Genomic DNA, 20,083 nt, shown 5'->3' with positions numbered 1-20,083 from the left:
AGGGCGCGCACCGTACGGTGCGCGCCGCCCCTCCCGCGTTTCCGCCGGTGGGTCGGCTGGATCAGCCCAGCTGGTACTTGCCCTGCACGTCGACGATCATGTCAACGCTCTTCCACCCCTGGTTCCAGAAGTCGATGCCCGCGCCCTGGCCCACGGTCGTCTGCACCAGGTTCGGTACGGTCGCTCCCGCCGTCCAGTTCAGGGCCGAGGAGACGGGCCGTTGCGGCGTGGTCGCCGTGCCGTCTCGGTAGTCGGACCCCTCGTTGTGGTCAGCGGCGACAGACAGGAAGCCCACCTCGGTGGTGTTGGTCACCGTGGCGTTGAACACCCAGCCGACGACGGGGTGGATGTCCTGATCCTGCGGCAGGAAGACCGGCAGGTACGAACGGGCCGGCACCGGTCCGGACTTCTTGCCGCCCCACCACTTGTCCTTGCGCGTGTCCACGACCCGGTACGGGACTCCGGCGGGCACGTAGGCGGCCGGGCTGTCTGCACCGTAGTAGCCGACGACGTCGATGACCACGTCGGTCGACATCCAACTCCCGTTGCGTACGGTGATCTTCCCGTCGGCGCCGACCGGCACGATCACCGAGTTGGCAACCGTCTGTTCGGGAGCGAAGTTCACGTTCGACGTGGCCGGAGCCTGCTGACCGGCGGGGTAAGCGGTCAGGTGGCCGCTTTGCCACGGGTTGGTGACGGTCAGGTTGAGCGCCACGGCGGTGGCCCCCTTCGGCACGCGCCCGACCCCGGCGATCGCGACGTCGACGGTGCCGTACTCGGGGACCCGGCCACCGATTCGCTCGCGCGTGTCCAGGACGCGGGTCGGAGTCAGCGCGGTGTAGCCGCCGGCCTCCGACGCCGTGAAGTAGCCGGTGACGTCCGCGAGGAGGTCGACCGACTCCCAGCCACCGTTGAACAGGTGGACGAAACCGTCCTTGCCGACGTTCGCGATCACCAGGTTCGGGACGCTCTGGCCCGCCAGGTAGTTCACGTTCGAGGTCTCGACCGTCTCGGCCAGTCCCTTGTCGGACTGGACCGATACGTGACCCGGGCCCGTGGTGTTGGTGACGGTGACGTTGAGGACCACCGCGCGGACCCCGGCGGGCACGTCGGCGGCGCCCGCGACCTTCAGGGCGACCGAGCTGCGCCCCGCGACCTTGGCCTTCTTGGCACCGACGCCGGCACGGGTGTCCAGCAGCCGGGTGGGCGCGTGCGGGGTGAACTCGGTACCAGCGGTGACGAACTTGACCTCGTTCACAGCCTGGACGCCGCGCGTGGTGTCCTTCACCGTGACCTTGATGGTGTACGACCCGAGCGCGTACCCGTGCGAGAAGTCCCAGCGCTTCGAGCCGTGGCTCGCAGAGCCTTGGCCCTCGGTCTTCGTCCCGTCGCCCCAGTCGACGGTGACGTCGAGCTCGGCGTCCTCGCTCGTGGCGAGGACCGACAGATCCATCTGGTGTGGGGTAGTGGCGGTGGCCTCCAGCGCGATGGCGGGAGATGCGGAGCTCAGCTTGCCCTGAGCCCCCGCCGCCCCGCTCCCCGCGCCGGCCAACGGCGTGACGACCGTACGGTCGGCGGAGCTACGGACGGTCTCGCTCTCGGGCCCCCCGGCCTCGAGCGGACCGAGGTCGGGCTGGGCCACTCCGGGACCGCCCGGAGCGGCCGGAGCCGCCTGTGCGATGCCCGGAAGGAGTCCCACCCCTGCTGCCACGAAGGCAGCCGAAACTATGAGTCGGCGATTGCGCACCGGCCCCCCACTTCTGTTGATTTCGATCGAACTTTGCGATCTTAACCACCGCACACAACCCCTTACCGGCCATGCCCCACAGCGGTATATGCTCCGCCTGCCCGCGAACCCCGTGCTGATCACGGAACCGGGCCTGCTTGAACTGGGGGGTTCATGAGGTTGCTGCCGCTTGGCAGAGGTATGTCCGCGACCAGGGGGAGAAGCCGTACGGCCCTCGCCTCCGGCGCCCTTCTGCTCGCCGTGCTGACGGCGTTCACCGGCCGGAGCGGGTCCGCCCTCGCGGCCCCGTCACCCGGCACCACCACGACCGATCCGGCCGCGGCCGCCGGTCCGGCCGCCACCGCGCCGCAGGCTTCCGGCCCGCAGGCCGCGCCGAAGCCGGACCCGAAGGCGGCCCGGGAGGCCGCCGTCCGCTCGCTCGTACAGGCCGACCCGTCGGGCCCCTGCCCGGCGGCGCTGAAGCCGCACGAGATCGTCGACTGCGCTGTCCCGTCCGGCACGACGGCCCGGATCGCGCTGACCCTGCCGCAGCAGAAGGACCTGGTCCTCATCCAGGCCGTCTCCGCCCAGGGGTCGCTCTATCCCCGGCTCCTCGCACCCGACGGCTCGGCCGTCACCTGCGAGCCGGTACGCCCGTTCACCGAAGGCGCCCTGCGCTGCCCCACCACCACCGCGGGCACGTACACGCTGACGCTGCTGAACAACAGCAGCAACGAGACCGGCGCCTCCGTCGCGTACACCCCGCTGCTCTCCACCACCGCCTGCATCCCGGTCGGTGCCGCCGACTCCAAGCTCGGCGCCCCGACCCTGTTCCAGCGCTCGCTGCGCGCCGGCTCCTCCGGCGACTGCTACACGCTGGGCCTGGCCGCGAACGACGTGCTGCGCAGCCACGCCACCTCCTACCAGGTGCTGGAAAGCGTCTACGACGCCGCCGGCAAGGAGATCTGCTCCTCCCTGAACCGCGAGGGCGACGCGCTCGACTGCACCCTCACCGGCCCCGCCCCGTACCGGGTGTCGGTCCTGGTGCCCTACGGCGCGGCCGGGACCTACGCCTTCACCGCCGCCCGGTTCTCGAAGCCCGAAGGCTGCCCGGTCGTCGAGCCCCAGGCCTACGGAGCCTCCCCGGACCTGACCTCCACGGTGCGCTGCCGCGTGCTGCGCGTCCCGTCGGCGGGCCCGTACACCTACGCCCCGGTCTCCACCGGCTCCGCGCCCTACGGCTTTCTTTACACGGCTGCGGGCACCGATGTCGCCGACTGCGCGAAGGGCTGCACCCTGGCCGCCGGCGACTACACCTGGGCGGCCATTCCCGGCAGTGCGGACAACAGCGCCTTCGGGATGTCCTTCCACTCCACGAAGGAAACCCGGGGCTGCACCGCGACCCGGGACAGCGGCCTGGTGTCCGGCCCTGCGACCGGCACCTTCGGCGGTCCCGGGCAGCAGCTCTGCCTGACCCTCCCGACCGCCACCGGCAAGGGCGTGTACCTCCTCGACCGGGCCCCGGCCGACGGCGCCAGGGCGGACGCGGTCGTCTACGACGCGGCCGGCGTCCAGCAGTGCGAAGGCTCCCGGGAAGTCGTCTGCAAGCTGACCGGTACCGCACCGTTCCGCGTGGCGCTGAGCGGCGACGCCTCCAAGGCGTACGGCCTGGTGGTCCACCGCACCGGCGAGTCCGCAGGCTGCGTTCCCTGGCCGCAGACCACCTTCGGGTCCTCCACCGGTGGACAGGTCAAGCTGACGGCCGAGATCGGACAGGCCTGCCTGTCCGTGCCCGCCGACAAGCACTCGGCCGCCGAGGTGATCGACTACACCAACCATCAGAACAGGCTGAACGCCACGGTCCGGATCGTCGACCCGCAGGGCAACGTGGCATGCGCTTCGGGCGACTCCACGATCGCCGTGTGCCGCATGACCCCCGGCACCCCCTACACGGCCCTGCTGGCCGGCTGGGGCGGAGCCGACACGTACACGCTGGTGCGACGCGACGTCTCGCCGACGGGGACCTGCACGGCCCCGGCGTCCACGAAGGTCGGAGGACCCTCCGTCCCCTTCGACCTGACCTCGTCCCTCGACGCCCGCTGCGTACGGGTTCCCGCCGCCGCCACGGACAAGATGCTGCTGACCGCACGGACGCTCGGAGGTCGGTCCGAAACCACGGCGACGATCGTCCTCGACGCTGCCGGCAACGTCGTCTGCGGGCAGTACGCGATCTCCTGCAAGATCACCGGCTCGACCTCGTACGTCATGGTCATGACCGCATTCGGCTACGAGGACAAGCCGATCCACACCAACGTGGACACCTGGAAGGTGGGCACGGCAGCCGGATGGGCTCCGGAGTGCACGGCGAACCGGGTCTCCCCCGAGGGCTTCCCGGCCCGCAGCGCAGTGCTCAGCGAATCCTCCACCGCCTACTGCGCCGTGCTCGACATCAAGGGTGGCCAGGGGTTCGACGTCGTCGGAACCAGCAGCGCCACCAACGGTGAAGCGCCCTTGACGGACCTGATCAGCGCCTCCGAATGGAACAACCGGCTACCCCACCAGTACAGCTGCCAGGGCTCGATGGGCCGGTTCGAGGTGAACTGCATGGCCAGCCACGGTGCCCCGGCCACCCGGGCCGTCCTGCTGGTGAGCCCCCACAAGGCCTCCACCCCCGTCGAGTTCACCATGCAGGGCGTCTGCGACACCGGCTGCACTCCCCCCGCGGCCCAGCTCCCGACCGGCATCAGCCCCGCCGCCAGCGCCACCGGTACGCGGACTCAGGCCGTCGTCAGCGGTACGGGCCTCACCCTGGGCACGAAGCTCAATCTGGTGGGCGGCGGCCACGAGCGGCCGCTCGTCCCGGTCTCCGTCAACGCCGAGGGCACCGCCCTCAACGTCCAGGTGGACGCCACCGATCTGCCCCCGGCCGTCTACGACCTGCTCCGCGAGGGCGCCGGCCACACCAGCGGGGTGCCCTCCCCGGGCTACCTCCCGAAGGCGTACACGGTCACGACGGCCTCGACTCCGGGCAAGTCCCGGTACGTGCCGCTGACCCCGTCCCGGTTCCTGGACACCCGCGACGGCACCGGCGCGAAGAAGCAGCGCGTCGGCGCGGGCGGTGTGGTCACCCTCCAGGTCGCGGGCGTCAAGGGCGTCCCGGCCACCGGAGTCACCGCCGTGGTCATGAACGTCACGGCCGTCCAGCCGACCCAGCCGGGCCACGTCACCGTCTACCCCAACAGCCGCCCGCTGCCCGGGGTCTCGAACATCAACTACGCGGCCGGGCAGATCGTGCCCAACCTCGTGACGGTTCCGGTGGTCAACGGGAAGGTGGACCTGCGCAACAGCGCCGGCACCGTCGACCTGATCGCCGATGTCACGGGCTACTACACCGACAAGGCCGGGACGGGCTCCTCCTTCACCCCGATCACCCCGTCCCGGTTCCTCGACACCCGCGACGGCACCGGCGCGAAGAAGCAGCGCGTCGGTACGGGCGGCGTGGTCGCCCTCCAGGTCGCGGGCGTCAAGGGCGTCCCGGCCACCGGAGTCACCGCCGTGGTCATGAACGTCACGGCCGTCCAGCCCACCGAGGCGGGCCACGTCACGGTCTACCCGAACGGTCAGCCCGTGCCCGGGGTCTCGAACCTCAACTTCACGCCCGGCCAGATCGTGCCCAACCTCGTGGTCGTCCCGGTGGTCAACGGAAAGGTGGACCTGCGCAACAACTCCGGCTCGGTCGACCTGATCGCCGACGTCACCGGCTACTACTCGGCGACCGGCTCGACGTTCTCGTCGGGTACGCCGGTCCGGCTCCTGGACACCCGCGACGGCACCGGCGCCCGCCCCGGAGCCGTGGGCTCGGGCGGGCTGGTCAGCCTGCAGGTGGCCGGGGTGGAAGGCGTACCGGCGCAGGGGGTGACCGCGGTCGTCCTGAACGTCACGGTCACCAACCCCACGTCCGACAGCCACCTCATCGTCCACCCGCACGGAGCGGCCCGCCCCAACGTGTCGAACCTCAACTTCACGGCCGGCAAGACCGTCTCCAACCTGGTGGTGGTCCCGGTGGTGGACGGCCGGGTGACGTTCTTCAACAACTCCGGCTCGGTGGACGTGATCGCCGACTTGAACGGGTACTTCACCTCGTAAGGGTGAGCGCTGAGCACTGAGTGAAACGCAGGAGGTCCCGCCCGGTCTTACGACCGGGCGGGACCTTCGCGTTGTAGGGCCAGGTGGAGAGGTGGGTGTGACGGGTTCCCTCGTAGGGTGAATCCCGTGCGTGACGGAGAGGAGACTGCGGTGGCTGAGACTGTGGTGGCCGAGGTGATGGCCGAGCTGGCCGCGCTGGAGGACCCGAAGGCGCGGGCCGTGAACGAGAAGCACGGTGACGATCACGGTGTGAATCTCGGCAAGCTGCGCGCGCTCGCGAAGCGGTTGAAGACGCAGCAGGAACTGGCCTGCCGGCTCTGGGAGACGGGTGACACCGCCGCGAGGCTGTTGGCGATCCTGATCTGCCGCCCGAAGGCTTTCGGGCGGGACGAGCTGGACGCCATGCTGCGCGACGCGCGCAGGCCCAAGGTGCACGACTGGCTCGTGAACTACGTGGTGAAGAAGAGCCCGCATGCGGAAGAGCTGCGTCTCGCATGGTTCGCCGATCCCGATCCCGTGGTCGCGAGCGCCGGGTGGGCGCTGACCACCGAGCGGGTGGCGAAGAAGCCCGATGGTCTGGATCTCGCAGGGCTGCTCGACGTCATCGAGGCGGAGATGAAGGACGCCCCTGACCGCCTACAGTGGGCGATGAACCACTGCCTGGCCCAGATCGGCATCGAGCATGCCGATCAGCGGGCCCGTGCACTCGCCATCGGCGAGCGCCTGGAGGTCCTCAAGGACTATCCGACACCCCCCGGGTGCACCTCTCCGTACGCGCCCGTCTGGATCACCGAGCTGGTGCGCCGGAAGACCTGACGGGCGGGCGATAAAGCGGTGGACAGCCCCCGCCCGCTGGGTGAGCATCTCCGCGATGAGTACTGAACTTCTCCCCAAGCGCGTCCGCTTCGTCAAGCTCAACGCAAAGGCCCTGCGGGCTCTTGCCGACGGTGACCTCGCAGGTGGCAGCGCCGAGGCCGGGGTGGCCCTCGACGAATACTTCGTGTCCGACCGTGCCCGCTGGATCTTCGGCTACCGCGCCGATCAGCTCGCCAAGGACCCGTCCGCCGCCCCCTGGACCACCCGGGCCGCAGTGTCCGAGCCGGACGGAACGGTCATCGGCGACGCCGGGTTCCACGGCCCGCCGAGCGAAGACGGCGTGGTCGAGGTCGGCTACAGCGTCGTGTCCACCTACCGCCGCCAGGGCTACGCCCGCGCCATGCTGACCGCCCTCCTGGCCAGGGCCGCCGAAGAACCCGATGTCAGGACCGTCCGGGCCACGATCCGATCCGACAACACCGCTTCCCTGGCCACCATCGCCGGCTTCGGCTTCACCCGCGTCGCCGAGCGGGGAAACGAAACCGACGGGATCGAGCTCGTCTTCGAACTCCGTCTTCCCTCTGGATCAGCCACGGCCGGTCGGTAGCGGGAGTCGGGTGTCGGGAGTGCGTGCGGCGGCGGACGTGGCGTAGTACTCCTGGAGAGACGTAGGGACACGTTCGTTCTCACTTGGAGTCGTCGATGGCCGTTCGCCGTGTCGTGCCCAACATCCAGTCGGAGGCCGCGCAGGAGAGCAAGGAGTTCTACGGCCTGCTGGGCTTCGAGGAGGTCATGAACCTCGGCTGGATCATGACGCTCGCCTCCCCGTCCAGCCCGGCGGCGCAGATCAGCGTCATGACCAGTGACAAGACCGCACCCGTCGTCCCCGACATGAGCATCGAGGTGGACGACGTGGACGCGGCCTACGCAGTCATCCGCGAGAGCGGCGCGGAGATCGTGCACCCCTTGCAGGACGAGGAGTGGGGCGTGAGGCGGTTCTTCGTCCGCGACCCCAGCGGACGGGTGGTCAACGTGCTGGGCCACCGCTGACGGCTCCGGGCGCGGTTCTCCGGGACGTCCCGCCCCTGACGCGGGGCGGCACGCCGTCGCGAGCCGCCCCCGGGAGCGCTACTTGGTCTGGTAGACGCCGAAGACGTCGACGATCAGGTCGGCGTCCTTCCAGCCCTGGTTCCAGAAGTGGATGATGCCGTGCTCGCCGTCACCGGCCTGCACCATGTTCGGGACGGTCTTTCCGGCCGTCCAGTTCAGGTTGGAGGACACCGGGCGCGGCGCTACGGGCGCACCGGGCTGGTCGTTGACCAGCCACGGGAACGGTCCCGGGGCCACCGACAGGAATCCGGTGTCCGTGGTGTTGGTGACCGTCGTGTTCAGCACGAACGCCTCGACGCCCGCCGGGTCGTCGATCACCGAGAAGCCCTGGGCGATGTAGTCGCGGGCCGGGAACTTCCCGCCTCCGTACCAGCTGCCGGGCTTGCGGGTGTCGAGGGTGCGGTGCGTCCCCGTCGGGAGGTAGGCCGCCTTGCTGTCCTTGCTGTAGTAGCCGACCACGTCGATCACCACGTCGGTCGGGGCCCAGCCGCCGTTGAAGACGTTGACCATGCCGTCGGCGCCGACCGGCACGATCACCGAGTTCGCCACCGTCTCGCCGGCCGCGAAGTTCAGGCTGGACGCGGTGGGGACCATGGCACCGCTCGGGTACAAGGAGAGGTGACCGGCGTCCTTCGGGTTGGTCGCCGTCACGTTCAGCGCCACCGCCGTGATCCCCCCGGGCACGGGGTTGACGCCGCCGACCCGGGTCTGGAACGAGGTCCGCGCGGGAACCTGGCCCTTGGCCGTGCCGAGGCCCTCGCGGGTGTCGGCGAAGCGGGTCGGCTTCAGCGCCGTGTAGCCGCTGGCCGCCTTGTACGTGAAGTAGCCCGTGATGTCGACGACCAGGTCGACGGGGCTCCAGCCGCCGTTGAAGAGGTCGACGTAGCCGTCGCTACCGACCTTCGCGATGACCGTGTTCGAGACGGACTGGCCGGTCGCGTAGTTCAGGTTCGACGTCTCGGGGATCCCCGTGTCGTCGCCCTCCCACACCGTCACGTGCCCGGGGGCGACCGTATTGGTGACCGTGACGTTGAGGGCCACCGAGTCGACGCCGCTCGCGACGCCGGAGCCGCCCGCAGGAATGCCGCCCGTGCCGGCCACCTTCACGCGGGTATGGCCGCGCCCGGCGACCTTGCCCGCCTTCGTGCCCGTGCCGTTGCGGGTGTCCAGCAGCCGGGTCGGGGCGTACGGGTTGAACTCGGTGCCCAGGGTGAGGTGCGTGAGCCCGTTCTCGGCGCGGACACCGTTGGTGCCGTCGACGACCGTCACCTTCACCGGGTACTCGCCGACCTCGGTGTACGTGTGCGGGTGCTGCTGCTCGCCGGTCCCCTTCGTGGTGAACTCGGTCGTCGTCCCGTCGCCCCAGTCGATGGTGACGTCGAGCGGCACGTCCTCGCTCGTGACCTCGGTCTTGATCTCCAGTCCGAGCGCGGTGCTGCTGTGGCCACCCACGCCGACGCGGAGGTCCTTGTTCCCGCCGGCCGCGGTCGCGCGGCTGACCGTGGGCAGCGTCGTGCGGACCGTGCGATCGGCAGGGCTGTCGTACGTCTTCTCCGCGACGGGCGCCGCAGGCACGGTCGGCGTGGCCGAGGCCATGCCCGGGATGAGTCCGAGTCCCGCGGCCATCAGGGCCGCAGATATTACGAGTCGGCGATTGCGCACCGGACCCCCCAATTTTGCTGTTTCAAACACCGTCAGAGTCAAACCTGATCAGCGTAACCAGCGGAACTACCACGCCAGCTGTGAGATTTCTTCGGCGACCACGGCACAACCATCCGCCGCCGGGTCGATCAGCGGGAAGTGGCCGATGCCGTCCAGCAGGGTCAGTCCGACCATCTCCCCCGCCAGCGCGGCCGCCGCGACGTACGCCTCCGACACCGCCTCCGGGACCACGATGTCGCTCCGCCCCTGGACCAGCGCCGTCGCGATGCCGGTCGGGAGCAGCGCCGCCGGGTCGGCGTACGGGCGTCGTGCCGCGAAGGCGCCCTCCCCGCCCAGGAGTTGCGCCGAAGCACCCCCGCACACCCCGAGCTCCTCCGCGACCGTGAAGTCCGCGATCGGGGCCAGCGCCACCACTCCGCGCAGCAGCGGCGGCGAGGGCAGCCTCCAGCCGGCCGGGGCGTCCTGCGGGAGCACGTGCCGGGCCGCGGCCCACAGCGCGAGGTGGCCTCCGGCCGAGTGCCCGGTCAGCACCATGCGGCGGGGGTCGGCCTCCGGCAGGCAGCCGGCGGCGAGCTCCGGCAGGGCGTCCATGGCGGCGGCCACGTCGTCGAAGGTCTCGGGCCAGCGGCCGGCCACCGGTCCCTCGGCGTCCTGGTGGGGCAGGAGCTGCGATGCCGGGGACCGGCCGCGCCGGTACTCGACGTTGGCGACGGCGAATCCCTGCCGGGCCAGGAAGTCCGCGAAGGGGGTGATGTGTTGCCGGTCGTACGGGGCGCGCCACGCCCCGCCGTGCAGGACGACGACCAGCGGCGCGGAACGCGCGACGCCCGGCTGCGCCCGTTCCCCGCGGGGTGCGTGGAAGTCGACGATCTGGTCGGGGTGTTCCCCGTAGGCGGCCGTCGCGTCGGGGGCCACGGGCGGATGGGAGAAGGCCGAGGCGGCCTCGGCGGCGTCCCGTTCGACTGCGGGGTCCGTCATCGGCTCAACCTCCGGTAACGCGTGGGACTAGGGGGACTGGTGTTCCGGTGTTCCGGCAGGCGGGACCGTATCAGGCCGGAACGGTCCCCTCCGTGGCGGGCCGGAGAGATACCGGCGCGGGCGGGGCCGTAGCCCCGCCCGCGCGGTGATGTGACGTTTCGCTACCGGTTCACCCGAAAATGTGACCCAGTGCGCGCGCCGCACGCTCCGCGTCCGCGAAGCCGACGTACAGCGGGGTGAATCCGAACCGCAGGACGTCGGGGGCGCGGAAGTCCCCGATCACCCCCCGTGAGATGAGCTCGCGCATGACCCCGTCCGCGTTCTCCGTGCGCAGCGACACCTGGCTGGCGCGCTGGTCGTGCCCGGAGGGGGTGACCAGCTCGACCTTGCCCGCCGGGACGTACGCCGCCACGCAGTCGAGGAAGAAGTCGGTCAGCGCGAGGGACTTCGCGCGGACGTCCTCGACCGCGACCCCGTCCCAGGCGTCGAGGGCGGCTTCCAGCGCGAGCATGGACAGGATGTCCGGGGTGCCGACGCGGGCCCGCGCCACGCCCTGCGCGGCCTCGTAGGAAGGGGTCATCGCGAAGGGGTCCGCATGGCCGTTCCAGCCCGGCAGCGGGGAATCGAAGGCGGGCTGGTGGCGGGCGGCGACGTACAGGTACGCGGGGGCGCCGGGGCCGCCGTTGAGGTACTTGTACGTGCAGCCCACCGCGAGGTCCACGGCGTGCTCGTCGAGGCCGACGGGCAGCGCCCCGGCGGTGTGGCACAGGTCCCAGACGACGAGCGCCCCGGCGGCGTGCGCGGCCGCGGTGAGGGCGGGGAGGTCGTGCAGGCGGCCGGTGCGGTAATCGGCGTGGTTGAGGAGGACCACGGCGGTGTCCGGGCCCATCGCCCCCGCGGCGGCGGCCGGATCGACCGGGACGACCCGCAGGCCCGTCATCCGGGCCGCCGACTCGGCGATGTAGCCGTCGGTGGGGAAGGTGGCGGCGTCCACGAGCAGCTCGGTCCGGCCGGGCGCGGCCAGCCGGGCGGCGCCGACCAGGGCCTTGAAGAGGTTGACGCTGGTGGAGTCGCCGACGACCACCTGGCCGGCTGCGGCGCCGACCAGCGGGGCTATCCGGTCGCCGATGCGTTCGGGGGCGTTCCACCAGTTGGCTTCGCCCTCGGTCCAGGAGCGGATCAGGCGGGTGCCCCACTGCTCCGTGACGACCTCGGCGAGGCGGGCGGCCACCCCTGCGGGGAGCGCGCCGAGGCTGTTGCCGTCGAGGTAGACCACGCCCTCGGGGAGGGCGAAGCGGTCGCGGAGCTTGCCGAGGGGATCGGCCGCGTCCAGGGCTTCGGCGCGGGCCGCCAGGTCAGGGCCGGGAGTCGCGTCGGGGGTCGTGCCGGGAGTCGTGCCGGCGGTCTGCTCAGACATGGCTGCGCGCCGTCCACAGTTCCGGGAAGACGTTCTTCTGGGCGCGCTTCTCCAGCCAGGTCACGCCGGCCGAACCGCCCGTGCCCGTCTTCGCGCCCATCGCGCGCCGGGTGGCGACCAGGTGGTCGTTGCGCCAGCGCCAGACCAGCTCGGCGACGTCGGTGAGGACCTCGCCGAGGCGGTGCAGGTCCAGGTGGGCGTCCGGGGTCGCGTACAGGGCCGTCCAGACGGCTTCGACCTCGGGCGAGGGCTCGTAGCGCTGGGTCAGGTCGCGGTCGAGGACCGACGCCGGGACGGGCAGGCCGCGGCGGGCCAGCAGGCTCAGCACCTCGTCGTAGATGCTGGGCTCCTGGAGGGCCTTCTCCAGCTCCGCGTGGACGCGCGGGGCGCCGCGGTGCGGGACCAGCATGGAGGCGGCCTTGTCGCCGAGCAGGAACTCCATCCGGCGGTACATCGCCGACTGGAAGCCGGAACCCTCGCCGAGGGCGGAGCGGTACGCGTTGAACTGGCCCGGGGTCAGCTGGGCGAGGGGGCGCCAGGAGGCGTTGAGGGCCTCCAGCTCGCGGAGGGATCGTTTCAGCGCGTCCATCGCGACGGGGAGCTCGTCCTCGCGGAGCGCCTTCGCGGCGGTCTCCCACTCGTGGACGATGACCGTGAACCACAGCTCCATGACCTGGGTGGTGACCAGGAAGACCATCTCGCCCGGGTCGTCCGAGCGCAGGTGCTGGAGGTGGGTGAGGACGTCCGCCTGGACGTAGTCCTCGTAGGGGGTCGTGCCGGCGAAGTCGAGGTTCGGGGTGTCCGAACCGCCGTCTCCGGAGGCATCAAGGGCGTGCGACATCGCTGTCTCCTCGATACGTGCTTCCGGGTAGCGGTCCGCTCCTTCCGGTGAGGTGAGTGGAGCTCCGGTCCCCTGTCCGCATCATAAGACCGTCGTGCCGCAGGGCTTCAATAGTCAGTGGGGTACGTCACATTCCGCGACCGGGCGGACCCCAGGGGAGCCCGCCCGGTACCGCGCGCCCACGGCCTCAGACCGCGAGGACGTCCGCGGCCGTCTCGGAGGAGTCGCGCAGGAAGGTCGAGCAGCGCTCGTACTCCTCCTTCTCGTCGATCGCGCCGGCCGCGCGGGCCAGGGCGTTCAGGGCGCGCAGGAAGCCGCGGTTCGGCTCGTGCTCCCACGGCACCGGGCCGTGGCCCTTCCAGCCCGCGCGGCGCAGCGCGTCCAGGCCGCGGTGGTAGCCCGTACGGGCGTACGCGTACGACTCGACCGTGCGGCCGGCCGCGAAGGCCTCGTCGGCGAGGAGGGCCCAGGCGAGGGAGGAGGTCGGGTGCGCGGCGGCCACCTCGACGGCGGGGGTGCCCGCGGCGAGGGCCGCGATGCCCGGCTCGTCGGGGAGGTGGGTGGGGGCGGGGCCCCCGAGAAGGTTCTGGTGAAGAGACATGCCCACAGTCTGGGGGATGCGGGCACGAGGAAAGGGCCCGGCCCCGCCGTCCGTGGACGGTGGAGCCGGGCCCTTCCGGGTAGCCGCTGCTGTGTGAGCCGCTACGTGACGCTGTTACTTGAGCTTCGTGCCCGTGGAACGCAGGTTCGCGCAGGCCTCGGTGACGCGCGCGGCCATGCCGGCCTCGGCGGCCTTGCCCCACGTGCGGGGGTCGTACTTCGACTTGGTGCCGACCTCGCCGTCGACCTTGAGGACCGCGTCGTAGTTGCGGAACATGTGGTCCACGACCGGGCGGGTGAAGGCGTACTGGGTGTCGGTGTCGAGGTTCATCTTCACGACGCCGTTCTCCAGCGCGGTGGCGATCTCCTCGGCCGTGGAGCCCGAGCCGCCGTGGAAGACGAAGTCGAACGGGGAGGACTTGCCGTACTTCTCGCCGACGCCGGCCTGGAGGTCCTTGAGGAGCTCGGGGCGCAGGACGACGTTGCCCGGCTTGTAGACGCCGTGCACGTTGCCGAAGGAGGCGGCCAGCAGGTAGCGGCCCTTCTCGCCCAGGCCCAGGGCCTCGGCGGTGCGCAGCGCGTCGTCGACGGTGGTGTACAGCTCGTCGTTGATCTCGTGGCTGACGCCGTCTTCCTCGCCACCGGTCGGGGTGATCTCGACCTCGAGGATGATCTTCGCGGCGGCGGCCTTGGCGAGCAGCTCCTGGCCGATGGCCAGGTTGTCGGCCAGGGTCTCGGCGGAGCCGTCCCACATGTGCGACTGGAAGAGCGGGTTCAGGCCGCGGGCCACGCGCTCGGCGGAGATCTCGAGCAGCGGGCGGACGTAGCCGTCCAGCTTGTCCTTGGGGCAGTGGTCCGTGTGCAGCGCGACGGTGATGTCGTACTTGGCGGCCACGATGTGCGCGAACTCGGCCAGGGCGGCGGCGCCGGTGACCATGTCCTTGTTGTACTGGCCACCCAGGAACTCCGCACCACCGGTGGAGATCTGGATGATGCCGTCGCTCTCGGCCTCCGCGAAGCCGCGCAGTGCAGCGTGCAGGGTCTGGGTCGAGGTCACGTTGATCGCCGGGTAGGCAAACTTGCCTGCCTTCGCCCGGTCGAGCATCTCGTTGTAGACCTCGGGGGTTGCGATGGGCATCTGTCCGCTCCTTGGATGTGCGGGGAGTGTGCTTATTGCGGGCCCTGACCTGGGGGCGACGTTGCCGTCGTCCCCATCTTTCCAGACTCGCGCCCCCACTCCACCTCCGCGACGGCACCGCGCGGCCCGATCCGGGGGGAGTGTTTCACGTGAAACACTCCCCCCGACCGGAAAGGCGCAGGTCAGGGCCTACTTCCGGACTTCCGAGGACCTAAGTCACCAGTTGTGCGGAAGCACGACCCACTGTCCGAGGGTTAGGACAAACCGAGGTCATCGAGCTGGTAGCCCGTGAGGTAAGGCAGTCCCGCGGCCGCGATGGCGTCGGCCGCGCCGCGGTCGACGATCGTCGCGACGGCAACGACCTCGCCGCCGGCCTCGCGGACCGCCTCGACGGCGGTCAGCGGGGAACCGCCGGTGGTCGAGGTGTCCTCGACCACCAGGCAGCGCTTGCCCTTCACGTCGGTGCCCTCGATGCGGCGCTGCATGCCGTGCGCCTTCTGCGCCTTGCGGACGACGAAGGCGTCCAGGCGTGCGCCGCGCGCGGCGGAGGCGTGCAGCATCGAGGTGGCGACCGGGTCGGCGCCCAGCGTCAGGCCGCCGACGCAGTCGAACTCCAGGTCGGCGGTGAGGTCGAGCATGACCTGGCCGACCAGCGGGGCGGCTTCGCCGTCCAGGGTGATCCGGCGGAGGTCGATGTAGTAGTCGGCCTCGCGGCCGGAGGAGAGGATCACCTTGCCGTGCACGACGGCCTTGTCCTTGATCTGCTGCAGAAGCGCATCGCGTACGTCACTCATGGCCCCGAGCTTAATTGGGCACTACCCGAGCCGCCGCCACGTCCACGTCGTGGAGATCTCCAGCGGGTCCACGGGGGTGACCAGCTGCGGGAGGCTGTTCAGCCCGTTCGGCGGCCCCGACTGCGGTTCCACGCAGACGGCCTCGGGCTCCTCGTCGTAGACGACCACCCATTCGGAGCGGCTGGTGACCTTCAGCTCCAGGGCGTCGGGCCACGTGAGGGTGACGTCGACCCCGTACGGCATCCCGAAGCAGTCGTCCCAGGGGCCGGGCTTGGGGTCGATGCGGTTGCCGGTGGGCAGGTGGTCGGCTCCGCGCTCCTCCTGCCAGGCGGCCTCGAAGTCGATGCGTACGTCGGCCCCGCCGGCGGCGAGGTTGCGCACGAACCAGGGGTGCCAGCCGGCCTGCGCCGGGAAGGAGTCCCCGTAGGTCTCGATTCCCAGCGTCAGGGTCAGCGCGTTCTCGCCGAGCTCGAAGATCTGCGTGACCAGGCCCTCGTAGGGCCACGGATCGGCGAGCGGGTACGTGAAGGCGGCCTCGGTGCCGGTGGCCCGGGCGCGGCGCCAGGCGGCGTCGCGGCCGAAGCCGTGGATGGCGTGCGGCGGGTGGTTGAGCGGAAGCTGGTGCAGCGTCGCACCGTCCTGGAACTGCCCGTCCCTGGTCCGGCCGCACCACGGGACCATGGGGAAGGACCCGTAGTGGTCCCCCTGCCGCAGCAGTTCCGTCCCGTCGATGCGCAGACTGCTGATCCGGCAGCCGTTCTCCTGGTCGATGGTCACCTCGGCGCCGCCGGCGCGCAGTTGCGTACTCATGCCATGACCTTAGTCAGCCCGACGGGGTGATCAGGGCCGTCCGGAAAAGCGGGCGGGTCCCCGGGTCAGCGGCGGCGGCGCAGGGCACGGCCCAGGAGGACCGCCGAGGCCACGGCCACGGCGGCGGCCGGGGCGATCCAGCGGAGGTTGGCGTTGGCCGAGGCGGAGGTGGGGGCCGGTACCGGGGCGTAGCGGCCGCGCGGGGGCGCGTGGTCGACCTCCTCCGCGCTGCGGCCGATCATCGTGCGGCGGGCGTGCGCGGCCTCGGCCGGCGGGCGCGGGGGGCCGCCGAGGTCCCCGAGGTCGGCCATGCCCTCGAAGGTGCCCTCCAGGAACGGGTCCAGGGACGGGGGCGGGACCTCGGTGTCGAACACGGACGCGGTGACCTCGGTGAACCCCGGGCCGGGGTCCACGTCCGGGTCCGCGTCCAAGTCCACGTCCGCGTCCAGGCCGGTGTCCAGGTCGGTGTCCGCCTCGGCGTCCGCCACCGCGTCGGCGGGCCCGGCGACGCCGTCGACCGCGAGGGCCGCGAGGTGCCCGGCGGCCCGGTCCAGGAGGCGGTGCGCGGCCGTGGCGGCCGCGTCGGGGGCGAAGGCGGCGGCGCGGCCGTCGGCGGCGGACTCGGCGGTGAACTCCAGCAGGGTGCCGCCGTCCGCCCCGGTCAGGAGCAGCGCGAGGGAGAGCTTCACGGTCCCGCTCCCCCGCACCTCGGTGCCCTCGCCTGCGAGGGTGAAGCGGTCCGGGTCCTGCTCGGTGACGGAGAGGGTGCCGCGGTAGGTGACGGTGTGTCCGCCGACCCGCACCTTCAGCCGGCCGGACAGCGGCCCGGCCTCGGTATCGGCGTCCTGCTGGAGCCCCGGCACGCATCGCGCCAGCCGGGCGGGGTCGCGCAGCACGGCGCGGACGTCGGCGGAGGGGACCGGTACGAACACCTGATGCTCCATGCGGACGAGCCTACCGACGCGGCAGCCCGGCCACGAGTACCCCGGCCACGAGTGCCCCGGCTCCGGCTACGAGTACCTCGGGTGCGGCAGCGTCGACGGAGGAAGCCCCGCCACCCGGGTGCGCTCCGTGTCCCGGGCCGCGTCGGCGAGGGACTGCGTGGACAGGGACCGCAGGACGGGCGTCTCCCGGTCCACCCGCAGCCGGGGCGCGCCCTCGCGGGCCGCCAGGACGAAGCCCCAGTCCTGCGGGAGCTTCGCGGCGGCGGCTGAGCCGGAGCCCGCGCCGAGCGCCCGGTCGGGGCCGGCGGCGAAGCCCGAGAGGCGGCCGCCCGCGCTGTAGGGGGCGGTGCCCAGGCCGGCCGCGCGCAGGGTGGCCTCGACGGTCCAGTAGGTACGGGGCCTGGTGCCGGGGGGCCCCGCGTGGACGGCGAGCCGCCCGCCGGGGCGCAGGGCCCGCGCTGCCAGCCCGTAGAACTCCTGCGAGTACAGCTTCGTGCTGGGGGTGATCCCGGGGTCGGGCAGGTCCGAGACGATGACGTCGAAGCGGGCCCGGGCGGCGGGTGCGCGCAGCCAGCGGAAGGCGTCCGCGGTGACGACGCCGAGGCGCGGGTCCTCGTACGCCCGCCCGTTCAGCTCGGAGAGCATCGGGTCGGTCCGGGCGAGCCGCACGACTCCCGGGTCGAGCTCGACGACGGTGACGGAGGCGACGTCGCGGTAGCGCAGCACCTCGCGGGCGGCGAGGCCGTCGCCGCCGCCGAGGACCAGGACGCGGGTGTGCGGGCCGGTCATCGCGGGGTGCACGAGGGCCTCGTGGTAGCGGTACTCGTCGTAGCCGCTGACCCGCAGGCGGCCGTCGAGGAAGAGGTCGAGGGAGCGCGGTGAGCCGTTCGGGGGACCGGTGAGGACGAGTTCCTGCACGCCGGTCTGGACGGCGACGCGCACCTCGCCGCCGTAGACGGCGCGGCGGGCGACGCGTTCGAAGTCGTCGGCGAGGACGGTGGCGCACCCCAGGACGGTGAGGACGGTGATGTTGACGGCGACGAGCAGCCAGCGGGCGCGGCGGCTCAGGTCCCGACGGAACAGCCACAGGACGAGGCCGCCGCCGGCGACGACGTTGACGGTGCCGGTGAGCATGGCGCCGGTGAGCTGGCCGAGGACGGGCAGCAGCAGGAAGGGGAAGGCGAGGCCGCCGACGAGGGCGCCGACGTAGTCGGCGGCGAACAGGTCGGCGACGGCGCCGCCCGCGTCCTGTCTGCGGATGCGCTGGATGAGGACCATCAGGAGCGGGATCTCGGCGCCGATGAGGACGCCGATGGTGAAGGAGAAGGCGACCAGTGCGGTCCGGGACTCCCCCAGCCAGGCGAAGCTGGCGTAGAGCGCTATGGCGGAGAGCCCGCCGAGCAGGGCGAGGCCCGCTTCCACGAGGGCGAAGCCGAAGGCGGGCCGGGCGCGCAGGGCCTTGGCCAGCAGGGATCCGACGCCCATGGCGAAGACCATGACGGACAGCACGACCGACGCCTGGGTGACGGAGTCGCCGATGAGGTACGAGCCGAGGGCGAGCAGCTCCAGTTCGTATACGAGCCCGCAGGCGGCGCAGACGAACACGGTGGCCAGGACCAGGAGTCGGCCGGTCCTGGGCCGTACGGGCAGGGCGGCCGGGACGCGGGCCACACCGCGCGACTCCGGAGCCGGGAGGCGGCGCCACCGGGTGCGAAGCACCCCGCGCGGGGTGGAACGGTCGATCATGAAGCGAACCGTACGTCACTGCCTGCTCGCATCCGGTCACCCACATGGGTGTAAGTGGCGCACTGGTTAGGGCAGTTGGCGTAACCACCCGGCAACTCCGCGACCCCGCGACCCCGATGCCTCCCGGTCTGCGCCGGCGGCTAGATCAGCACCGGCGACTCCACGGGCGCCTCGGCGGGCGCGGCGACGGCTGCCCTCGCGCCCCCGCCCGGCGCCGCCGCCGGACCGGACGTCCGCACGCCGACCCGGGTGCGCGTCGCCACCAACTGCCCTTCCTGCGGGTACGCGTGCCAGGTCCGCCACCGCACCTGACCCTCGTATCGCTGCGCGAGCATGGCGGTGAAGGCGTGCGGGCTGCCGGGAAAGGTGCCGGCGAGCCCGTTCGGGTGGTCCGCGACCAGCGCGAGCAGCTCTTGCGCCCGCCCGGCGAAGGAGCCGCGCGAGAGGTTCTCGACCCGCGCGGCGAACTCGTACTCCCAGTCGCCGACGCGCTTGGCCACGCCGAGCGGAAGCGGGGTGCTGCTGCCGGGCATACAGGCGACGGTCTCGGAGCAGAGCACGTCGCCCTCCTCCAGGAGCACCTGGTGGGAAGCCCCGAGCAGGCGCAACTCCACTTTCGCGCCACCCAGTTCGAGGTTCAGTACGGCCAGGGCGGGCAGCCGCTCCCGACCCAGGGCCCAGGCGAGATCGGCGGCACGCGTGTCGGTATAGGTGGTCTGGAGGGTCGTGAGCATGAGTCGGCTCCGCAAACGCGCGAGGGAGATGGGCCGGGGCCCGCCAGCGGTAGTCAACGGGTGGGGGGACACCGGCACGGGTCCACAGGAAGTCCAGGGAGGTCCGAGGACTGGTCTACTCAACCGAGGGAATCATGAAAGGCACGGCACTCACAGCGTTTTTACCCAAGTTGCAGTGGTTTACATCCCCTCGGGGGCTACACAGTTCACGTGTTCAACAGCATGCCGCCCGTACGCCGTAATGCGCGGCCGTGACGTCCGAACAAGAAGACGCCCGACGGAAGTTGTGCCCGACGGGCGCCTCACGCATGCGGGACGCGGTACGAAGGTGGTCCGGCGTCGGAAGCCATGGATCCATGCTGCCCCGTGTCAGCTGGAACCGCATCCTCCGCCGCCGCCGCAGGACGAGGACGAGGAACCACAGCTGGACGAGGACGAGCCGCAGCTGGACGAGGAGGAGCCGCACGAGGAGGAGGACCCTGCGGAGCCGCTCCCGGCCCACCAGCCCACGGCCCCGCTGCCGCCGCCCCGGCCCCCGCCGCCCCCGCCGCCGGCCTTGACCGCCAGCGCGACGATCACCACGACCACCACCACGAAGATCACTATTCCGAGGATCATCCC

17 protein-coding genes are annotated in these 20,083 nt (G+C 71.6%); 4 read left to right on the top strand and 13 right to left on the bottom strand.

The features are described from left to right. Window positions 1–61: 61 nt before the first annotated feature. On the bottom strand, window positions 62–1,711 hold the full coding sequence (locus ACFVX6_RS32490; protein ID WP_389697577.1) for a hypothetical protein: 1,650 nt from the start codon (window positions 1,709–1,711) through the stop codon (window positions 62–64). 216 nt (window positions 1,712–1,927) lie between these two features. Here ACFVX6_RS32490 and ACFVX6_RS32485 point away from each other — a divergent pair, with 216 nt between their 5' ends. From ACFVX6_RS32485 to ACFVX6_RS32470, 4 genes are all read left to right on the top strand, one after another. Beyond that, window positions 1,928–5,872 carry a hypothetical protein gene (locus ACFVX6_RS32485; RefSeq protein ID WP_389697575.1) on the top strand — a complete coding sequence of 1,315 codons (3,945 nt, stop codon included), beginning with the start codon at window positions 1,928–1,930 and terminating at the stop codon, window positions 5,870–5,872. A 177-nt stretch (window positions 5,873–6,049) separates the two neighbouring features. Continuing rightward, window positions 6,050–6,688, top strand: a complete 639-nt coding sequence (locus ACFVX6_RS32480; protein ID WP_389697579.1) for a DNA alkylation repair protein — start codon at window positions 6,050–6,052, stop codon at window positions 6,686–6,688. Between the two features lie 55 nt (window positions 6,689–6,743). Further along, window positions 6,744–7,295 carry a GNAT family N-acetyltransferase gene (locus ACFVX6_RS32475; RefSeq protein WP_389697573.1) on the top strand — a complete coding sequence of 184 codons (552 nt, stop codon included), beginning with the start codon at window positions 6,744–6,746 and terminating at the stop codon, window positions 7,293–7,295. Between the two features lie 95 nt (window positions 7,296–7,390). Continuing rightward, window positions 7,391–7,738 (top strand): VOC family protein, encoded by a 348-nt coding sequence (locus ACFVX6_RS32470; RefSeq protein ID WP_389697571.1) that lies wholly within the window; start codon window positions 7,391–7,393, stop codon window positions 7,736–7,738. A 78-nt stretch (window positions 7,739–7,816) separates the two neighbouring features. On the opposite strand, the gene ACFVX6_RS32465 is transcribed toward ACFVX6_RS32470, so the two are convergent. From ACFVX6_RS32465 to ACFVX6_RS32410, 12 genes are all read right to left on the bottom strand, one after another. After that, entirely contained in the window at window positions 7,817–9,424 is a 1,608-nt protein-coding gene (locus ACFVX6_RS32465) for a hypothetical protein (protein WP_389697569.1), read from the bottom strand. 102 nt (window positions 9,425–9,526) lie between these two features. After that, complete coding sequence (locus tag ACFVX6_RS32460; protein WP_389697567.1) at window positions 9,527–10,438, bottom strand: alpha/beta hydrolase; 912 nt, start codon at window positions 10,436–10,438, stop codon at window positions 9,527–9,529. A gap of 169 nt (window positions 10,439–10,607) precedes the next feature. Continuing rightward, complete coding sequence (gene kynU, locus ACFVX6_RS32455) at window positions 10,608–11,855, bottom strand: kynureninase (protein WP_389697565.1); 1,248 nt, start codon at window positions 11,853–11,855, stop codon at window positions 10,608–10,610. Then, entirely contained in the window at window positions 11,848–12,696 is an 849-nt protein-coding gene (locus ACFVX6_RS32450; RefSeq protein WP_389697563.1) for a tryptophan 2,3-dioxygenase family protein, read from the bottom strand. Before ACFVX6_RS32450 ends, kynU begins: the two co-directional genes overlap by 8 nt. A gap of 187 nt (window positions 12,697–12,883) precedes the next feature. Beyond that, window positions 12,884–13,297: a DUF3151 domain-containing protein gene (locus ACFVX6_RS32445; RefSeq protein WP_389697561.1), complete on the bottom strand. Its 414-nt coding sequence runs from the start codon at window positions 13,295–13,297 to the stop codon at window positions 12,884–12,886. Between the two features lie 114 nt (window positions 13,298–13,411). Continuing rightward, the gene (gene fbaA / locus ACFVX6_RS32440; RefSeq protein ID WP_243330679.1) at window positions 13,412–14,434 is read right to left on the bottom strand and encodes a class II fructose-bisphosphate aldolase; all 1,023 of its coding nucleotides are present in this window, start codon (window positions 14,432–14,434) and stop codon (window positions 13,412–13,414) included. Window positions 14,435–14,688: 254 nt separating this feature from the next. After that, a complete protein-coding gene (pyrE, locus tag ACFVX6_RS32435; RefSeq protein ID WP_250748753.1) occupies window positions 14,689–15,228 on the bottom strand; it encodes an orotate phosphoribosyltransferase in 540 nt (179 codons plus the stop codon). Between the two features lie 21 nt (window positions 15,229–15,249). Then, window positions 15,250–16,038 carry an aldose 1-epimerase gene (locus tag ACFVX6_RS32430; RefSeq protein ID WP_389697559.1) on the bottom strand — a complete coding sequence of 263 codons (789 nt, stop codon included), beginning with the start codon at window positions 16,036–16,038 and terminating at the stop codon, window positions 15,250–15,252. Between the two features lie 65 nt (window positions 16,039–16,103). Beyond that, complete coding sequence (locus ACFVX6_RS32425; RefSeq protein WP_389697557.1) at window positions 16,104–16,982, bottom strand: CoxG family protein; 879 nt, start codon at window positions 16,980–16,982, stop codon at window positions 16,104–16,106. A gap of 66 nt (window positions 16,983–17,048) precedes the next feature. Further along, on the bottom strand, window positions 17,049–18,728 hold the full coding sequence (locus ACFVX6_RS32420) for a polyamine aminopropyltransferase (protein WP_389697555.1): 1,680 nt from the start codon (window positions 18,726–18,728) through the stop codon (window positions 17,049–17,051). Between the two features lie 140 nt (window positions 18,729–18,868). After that, entirely contained in the window at window positions 18,869–19,462 is a 594-nt protein-coding gene (locus ACFVX6_RS32415) for a DUF2617 family protein (protein WP_389697553.1), read from the bottom strand. A 369-nt stretch (window positions 19,463–19,831) separates the two neighbouring features. Beyond that, window positions 19,832–20,080: a hypothetical protein gene (locus ACFVX6_RS32410; RefSeq protein WP_389697551.1), complete on the bottom strand. Its 249-nt coding sequence runs from the start codon at window positions 20,078–20,080 to the stop codon at window positions 19,832–19,834. Window positions 20,081–20,083 lie beyond the last annotated feature (3 nt).

The organism is Streptomyces sp. NPDC058289, assembly GCF_042880975.1.
Classification (GTDB): Bacteria; Actinomycetota; Actinomycetes; order Streptomycetales; family Streptomycetaceae; genus Streptomyces; species Streptomyces stoeckheimensis.
This window is presented reverse-complemented; position numbering and strand designations above follow the sequence as displayed.

What these genes read in the sequence shown, in the direction of transcription:
- ACFVX6_RS32485 (WP_389697575.1), top strand. Translation starts at nt 1,928, where the DNA reads ATGTCCGCGACCAGGGGGAGAAGCCGTACGGCCCTCGCCTCCGGCGCC.
- ACFVX6_RS32460 (WP_389697567.1), bottom strand. Translation starts at nt 10,438, where the DNA reads ATGACGGACCCCGCAGTCGAACGGGACGCCGCCGAGGCCGCCTCGGCC.
- ACFVX6_RS32410 (WP_389697551.1), bottom strand. Translation starts at nt 20,080, where the DNA reads ATGATCCTCGGAATAGTGATCTTCGTGGTGGTGGTCGTGGTGATCGTC.
- ACFVX6_RS32425 (WP_389697557.1), bottom strand. Translation starts at nt 16,982, where the DNA reads ATGGAGCATCAGGTGTTCGTACCGGTCCCCTCCGCCGACGTCCGCGCC.
- ACFVX6_RS32465 (WP_389697569.1), bottom strand. Translation starts at nt 9,424, where the DNA reads ATGGCCGCGGGACTCGGACTCATCCCGGGCATGGCCTCGGCCACGCCG.
- ACFVX6_RS32470 (WP_389697571.1), top strand. Translation starts at nt 7,391, where the DNA reads ATGGCCGTTCGCCGTGTCGTGCCCAACATCCAGTCGGAGGCCGCGCAG.
- ACFVX6_RS32445 (WP_389697561.1), bottom strand. Translation starts at nt 13,297, where the DNA reads ATGTCTCTTCACCAGAACCTTCTCGGGGGCCCCGCCCCCACCCACCTC.
- ACFVX6_RS32415 (WP_389697553.1), bottom strand. Translation starts at nt 19,462, where the DNA reads ATGCTCACGACCCTCCAGACCACCTATACCGACACGCGTGCCGCCGAT.
- ACFVX6_RS32480 (WP_389697579.1), top strand. Translation starts at nt 6,050, where the DNA reads ATGGCCGAGCTGGCCGCGCTGGAGGACCCGAAGGCGCGGGCCGTGAAC.
- ACFVX6_RS32420 (WP_389697555.1), bottom strand. Translation starts at nt 18,728, where the DNA reads ATGATCGACCGTTCCACCCCGCGCGGGGTGCTTCGCACCCGGTGGCGC.
- ACFVX6_RS32430 (WP_389697559.1), bottom strand. Translation starts at nt 16,038, where the DNA reads ATGAGTACGCAACTGCGCGCCGGCGGCGCCGAGGTGACCATCGACCAG.
- ACFVX6_RS32475 (WP_389697573.1), top strand. Translation starts at nt 6,744, where the DNA reads ATGAGTACTGAACTTCTCCCCAAGCGCGTCCGCTTCGTCAAGCTCAAC.
- fbaA (WP_243330679.1), bottom strand. Translation starts at nt 14,434, where the DNA reads ATGCCCATCGCAACCCCCGAGGTCTACAACGAGATGCTCGACCGGGCG.
- pyrE (WP_250748753.1), bottom strand. Translation starts at nt 15,228, where the DNA reads ATGAGTGACGTACGCGATGCGCTTCTGCAGCAGATCAAGGACAAGGCC.
- kynU (WP_389697565.1), bottom strand. Translation starts at nt 11,855, where the DNA reads ATGTCTGAGCAGACCGCCGGCACGACTCCCGGCACGACCCCCGACGCG.
- ACFVX6_RS32450 (WP_389697563.1), bottom strand. Translation starts at nt 12,696, where the DNA reads ATGTCGCACGCCCTTGATGCCTCCGGAGACGGCGGTTCGGACACCCCG.